At 69.5% G+C, this 5,045-nt stretch carries 5 protein-coding genes and 1 tRNA gene; 1 reads left to right on the top strand and 5 read right to left on the bottom strand.

Translation table 11 applies throughout. The features are described 5' to 3' along the window. Positions 1 to 146: 146 nt before the first annotated feature. The 4 genes from proB to rplU form a co-directional block, all read right to left on the bottom strand. The gene (gene proB / locus QMO56_RS26510; protein WP_283530617.1) at positions 147 to 1,265 is read right to left on the bottom strand and encodes a glutamate 5-kinase; all 1,119 of its coding nucleotides are present in this window, start codon (positions 1,263 to 1,265) and stop codon (positions 147 to 149) included. Then, positions 1,262 to 2,272, bottom strand: coding sequence for a GTPase ObgE (gene obgE, locus QMO56_RS26515; RefSeq protein ID WP_283530619.1), 1,011 nt, complete (start codon positions 2,270 to 2,272; stop codon positions 1,262 to 1,264). Before obgE ends, proB begins: the two co-directional genes overlap by 4 nt. A 94-nt stretch (positions 2,273 to 2,366) precedes the next feature. Next, entirely contained in the window at positions 2,367 to 2,636 is a 270-nt protein-coding gene (gene rpmA / locus QMO56_RS26520) for a 50S ribosomal protein L27 (protein ID WP_283530620.1), read from the bottom strand. A 25-nt stretch (positions 2,637 to 2,661) separates the two neighbouring features. Next, complete coding sequence (gene rplU / locus QMO56_RS26525; RefSeq protein ID WP_283530622.1) at positions 2,662 to 2,979, bottom strand: 50S ribosomal protein L21; 318 nt, start codon at positions 2,977 to 2,979, stop codon at positions 2,662 to 2,664. A gap of 227 nt (positions 2,980 to 3,206) precedes the next feature. Here rplU and QMO56_RS26530 point away from each other — a divergent pair. Further along, positions 3,207 to 3,296: transfer RNA gene (locus tag QMO56_RS26530), tRNA-Ser, on the top strand. A gap of 539 nt (positions 3,297 to 3,835) precedes the next feature. On the opposite strand, the gene QMO56_RS26535 is transcribed toward QMO56_RS26530, so the two are convergent. Continuing rightward, positions 3,836 to 4,726, bottom strand: a complete 891-nt coding sequence (locus tag QMO56_RS26535) for a dihydrodipicolinate synthase family protein (RefSeq protein WP_283530624.1) — start codon at positions 4,724 to 4,726, stop codon at positions 3,836 to 3,838. Positions 4,727 to 5,045 lie beyond the last annotated feature (319 nt).

The following is a 5,045-nucleotide window of genomic DNA, read 5'->3' on the forward strand; positions in this document are numbered from 1 at the left end:
CAATCCGTTCCCTTTAGGTTCCGAACCCGCCAAAACACCCCCAAAATACCAACGCCCGCTCCGGCCCGTAGTGAAACGGGGTCCGAAACGGGCGTCAACAGATTAAGCTAGTGGCTGGGACTTCATCCCCCCGGCCTTTTTCCGCTTCAGAGCAGGACCAGGTCGTCCCGGTGGATGATTTCGTCCCGCCCGCGCCAGCCGAGGATCGTCTCGATCTCCTCCGAGCGGCGCCCGGCGATCAGCCGCGCTGACTCGGCGTCGTAGGCGGAGAGGCCGCGTGCCAGCTCGGCGCCGGCCTCGTCCTGCACCGCGACCGGGTCGCCACGTCCGAAGCTGCCCTCGACCGCTCGCACGCCGGCAGGCAGGAGCGAGCGGCCGTCACGCAGGGCCTGCGCCGCCCCCGCATCCACCCGCAGGACGCCGAGCGGCGCCAGGCTGCCCGCGATCCACTGCTTGCGGGCCGTGCGGCCCTCCGGCGCCGGCAGGAACCAGGAGCAGCGCGCGCCCTCCATCAGCGCCTGGAGCGGATGCTCCCGCTTGCCCAGCGCGATGGCCATGGCGCAGCCCGCGCCCGTCGCGATGCGCGCGGCGATCAGCTTGGTGCGCATGCCGCCCGAGGAATAGCCCGGTGGCGGCTCGCCCCCCATGGCCATGATCTCGTCCGTGACGCGCTCGATGACCGGGAGGTGGCGGGCCGCGGGGTCGTTGCGCGGGTCGGCGGTGTAGAGGCCGTCGATGTCGGAGAGCAGCACCAGCGCGTCGGCGTGCAGCATCTCGGCCACGCGGGCGGCGAGGCGGTCGTTGTCGCCGAAGCGGATCTCGGCGGTGGCGACCGTGTCGTTCTCGTTGATGACGGGGACGCAGCCGAGATCGAGCAGCGTGCCGAGCGTGGCGCGGGCGTTCAGATAGCGGCGGCGGTCCTCGCTGTCCTCCAGGGTCAGCAGGAGCTGGGCGGCGGTCAGGCCGTGCTGCGCGAGGGCGGCCTGCCAGGCGCCGGCGAGGCGGATCTGCCCGACCGCGGCGGCGGCCTGCTTCTCCTCCAGCCGCAGCTTCTTGCGGGTCAGGCCGAGCGCCCGGCGGGCGAGGGCAATGGCGCCGGAGGAGACCAGCACCACCTCGGTGCCCTGCGCCCTGAGCGCCGCGACATCGGCGGCGACAGAGGCAATCCAGCCCTCGCGCGGGGCGGCGGTCTCGGCATCCACAACCAGGGCGGAGCCGATCTTGACGACGATGCGCCGTGCCGCGGCGAGGGAGGGGGTGGTCATGCGGAGGCCTTCTCGCGCTCGCGGTAGATGGTGTCGGCCAGTTCGCGCAGGACGGCGTCCACGCCCTCCCGCGTCGCGCCGCTGATCAGGTGGACGGGGCGGCCGAGGGCGCGCTCCAGCGCCTTGACGCGGCTGCTCTTGGCCTGCGGCGTCATGGCGTCCAGCTTGTTCAGGGCGACGATCTCGGGCTTCTCCGACAGGCCGCCGCCATAGCCCTCCAGCTCCGCCCGCACCGTCTCGTAGGCGCCGACCGGGTCGGGCTGGCTGCCGTCGATCAGGTGCAGCAGCACCGCGCAGCGCTCGACATGGCCGAGGAAGCGGGTGCCGAGCCCGGCGCCCTCATGCGCACCCTCGATCAGACCGGGGATGTCGGCCAGGACGAACTCCTCGGTGGCGTTCAGGCGGACGACGCCGAGCTGCGGCGTGAGCGTGGTGAAGGGGTAGTCGGCGATCTTCGGCCTGGCGGCGCTGGCAACCGACAGGAAGGTGGACTTGCCGGCATTGGGCAGGCCGACCAGCCCGGCATCGGCGATCAGCTTGAGGCGCAGCCAGAGCCAGCGGTCCTCGCCCGGATAGCCCTTGTCGGCGCGGCGCGGGGCGCGGTTGGTGCTGGACTTGAAGTGGGCGTTGCCATGGCCGCCATCACCGCCGCGGCAGATGACGACGCGCTGGCCCTCCTTCGTCAGGTCGGCCAGCACCGTCTCCTTGTCCTCGGCCAGGATGACGGTGCCCACCGGCACCTTCAGTGTCACGTCCTCGCTGGCGGCGCCGGTGCGGTCGGAGCCGGCGCCGTTGCCGCCCTTGCGGGCCTTGAAGTGCTGGGCGTAGCGGTAGTCGATCAGGGTGTTCAGCCCCGGCACGGCCTCGACGACGATGTCGCCGCCCTTGCCGCCATTGCCGCCATCCGGCCCGCCGAACTCGATGTACTTCTCGCGCCGGAAGGCGACCACGCCGTCGCCCCCGTCACCGGCCTTCACCCAGATCTTGGCTTCGTCGAGGAACTTCATGGGGGAGGGGATCCGGGGAAGGGGGTCGCACAAACAAAAACGGGGGCCTGAAGGCCCCCGCTTGCGGTCTGGTTGGTTTGCGGAGGCGCGAGACTTACTCGGCGGCCTGCGCCACCGGCTCGACGGACACGAAGACGCGCCCCTCGGCACCACGGCTGAACTTCACATGCCCATCGACCGCGGCGTGGATCGAATGGGTGCGGCCGACCATCACGTTCTGGCCCGGCTTCATCTTGGTGCCGCGCTGGGTGACGATGATGTTGCCGGCGGCGACCTGCTCGCCACCGAACTTCTTCACGCCAAGCCGCTTGCCGGCGGAATCGCGGCCGTTGCGGGAGGAGCCGCCAGCCTTCTTATGCGCCATGGTGGGTGTCTCCTGGTATGTCGGTTCAGGCCGCGGCGATCTCGGACACGCGCAGCACGGTGATGTGCTGGCGGTGGCCGTTCTTGCGCCGGCTGTTCTGGCGGCGGCGCTTCTTGAAGATGAGGACCTTCTCGCCCTTCTTCTGCTCGAGCACCGTGGCCGTGACGGTGGCGCCGGCCACGATGGGCGCGCCGATCGTCAGGCCGGCATCGGTCGCCACGGCCAGGACGTCCTGGAAGGTCACGGTCTGGCCGGGTTCGGCCTCCAGCTTCTCGACCATCAGCACCGCGTTCGGGGTAACGCGGTACTGCTTGCCGCCGGTGCGGATCACTGCATAGGTCATGGGACGCCCTGAAAGCTCTGCCGTGCTGGCCTGGTCTGAAACGATGTATGGCCGAGAACGGCCATCGGCGGAACACATGGCCCCGCCGGGAGGTGGCGCCTATAGCGCCGGCACCCCCGGAGAGTCAATCGCGGGCGTGGATTCGGCGGATTCCTGCACACAGTCCGTTGCGCAGCGCGCGAAGCCCCTTTATACCCCGCCCGCCTGTCGGCCAGGCCCCACCCCGCGGAGAGGTGCCAGAGTGGTCGATTGGGACGGTCTCGAAAACCGTTGTACTCGCAAGGGTACCGTGGGTTCGAATCCCACCCTCTCCGCCATCCTATTGATATCTTTGAGGAATCTTCGCTGAGACCGCCTTGGACGCCCCTGTGCTCCAAAATGGTGGTCCAAAGTGGAGTCCATTCGATATCTCCGACAGCACCCCCGAACCGGGCTGCTGCACTATCGGCGCGCCGTCCCCGCCCGTGTCGGCGTCGACATCATCTCCCGCAGCCTCGGCACCAAGACCCTGAGCCGCGATGCCTTCGCCCGGTGGATCGAGGCCGACCGTACGGCAAGCCGTACCCGGCGTGGGTGGTGGCCAACCTGCTGGACGAAGGACTTCGGCGCAGGTGCGGCCAAAGGTGGCCCGAGCGCAATCGTGCAGCAGCCGAAGCGCGGCCGAAACGGAGGGAGCCGCAACTGCCCAGGCGACGGTGGGGCAAAGCAGTCATCCGGAAATCCCCTTGCTCCTATCCAGCCGGCAAAAGTAATGCACTTCTCGCTCGGTGGGCGCTGCGACGGCCCTGCCGCCGGGCAGTGTCTGCCGCAGGCGATGGCTGGAGTGGGGCCGAGCCCCTTTTATCGAGCACCCGGCTCAGAGTGAGCTTACCTCCTCCAGGAGGCGCCGCACCTCCTCCCGCCCGCTCCCGCTCAGCGGCGCCTGGGGCGGAAGCGGGGCGCCGACCGGGAAGCCCTGGGTCTCCAGGGCGCCCTTGATGCAGGCTGCCAGCGAGTGCTTGGCGAAGGCCTGGTTCACCGCCCAGAGCTTGCGTTGCAGGACCATCGCGGCGTCCCATTCGCCCGCGCGGCAGAGGTCGTAGAGCTTCACGCTCTGCCGCGGCACGATGCAACCGGGCCCGGCCATCCAGCCGACGCCGCCGATCATCATGACGCAGGCGGGGATATGCGCCGAGGCCGCGAAGACACCCATGCGGCCCTCGGTCTCATCGAGAATGGAGAGCAGGCGCCCGGTATTGGTCGAGGCATCCTTGATGTAGCGGATGTTGGGAACGGCCGAGAGGCGGCGGATCACCGGGAGCGACAGGTCGGAGCGCTGGAACTGCGGATTGGTATAGAGCACCACGGGTCCGTCCGTCGCCTCCGCCACGGCGCGGAAATAGTCCTCCACCCCCTGCTCGGCGATCGGGAAATAGGCTTCCAGGATGGCAAGGACGCCGTCGGCGCCCCGGGCCATCACCTCGCGCGCCAGCATGGCGCCGTCGCGGGTGGTGGTGGCGGCCACCCCGGCAATCACCGGCACCCGCCCACGCGCGGCCTGCACCACCACTTCGACGATCTCCAGGCGCTGGGCCGTGTTCAGGTAGGCGAACTCCCCGGTGCTGCCGAGCGGCGTCAGCCCGTGCACGCCCGCCTCGATCAAGTGCTCGACCAGGCGGGCGAGCACGTCGCGCATGACGCGCCCCTCCGCATCGATAGGCGAGACGAGGTAGGGGTACACCCCATGCAGTCCGGTCGGCTCCGACATCAGGGATCTCCAGCTGAGTGAGAGGTGACCAAAGGCGGGAGGAGCTGGCGCCCGTGGCGTCAGCCGATCCCTTCCCCGGCGCGCAGCTTGGCATAGGCACGCCGGGATTGCTCCCCATCGAACTCGCGAGGTTTGATCTCGCGGGGCCCCTTGGGCTTCGGGAAAAGGGCGCGGGACGATGGCCTCGCCCCGCGTAGCGAGGACTAGGCGGTGGTGACGATTTCCTGATCTGAGGGATTCCGCTGCTGAGCGGGGCGTGATTCAAGGCTGGCTTTTGGAGGCTGGCCTGGATGAGCGCGGACCCGGATGCGTTGCGCGA

Origin of the sequence: Roseomonas sp. E05, assembly GCF_030063475.1 — a bacterium.
Classification (GTDB): Bacteria; Pseudomonadota; Alphaproteobacteria; order Acetobacterales; family Acetobacteraceae; genus Pseudoroseomonas.

What these genes read in the sequence shown, in the direction of transcription:
- obgE (WP_283530619.1), bottom strand. Translation starts at nt 2,272, where the DNA reads ATGAAGTTCCTCGACGAAGCCAAGATCTGGGTGAAGGCCGGTGACGGG.
- proB (WP_283530617.1), bottom strand. Translation starts at nt 1,265, where the DNA reads ATGACCACCCCCTCCCTCGCCGCGGCACGGCGCATCGTCGTCAAGATC.
- rplU (WP_283530622.1), bottom strand. Translation starts at nt 2,979, where the DNA reads ATGACCTATGCAGTGATCCGCACCGGCGGCAAGCAGTACCGCGTTACC.
- QMO56_RS26535 (WP_283530624.1), bottom strand. Translation starts at nt 4,726, where the DNA reads ATGTCGGAGCCGACCGGACTGCATGGGGTGTACCCCTACCTCGTCTCG.
- rpmA (WP_283530620.1), bottom strand. Translation starts at nt 2,636, where the DNA reads ATGGCGCATAAGAAGGCTGGCGGCTCCTCCCGCAACGGCCGCGATTCC.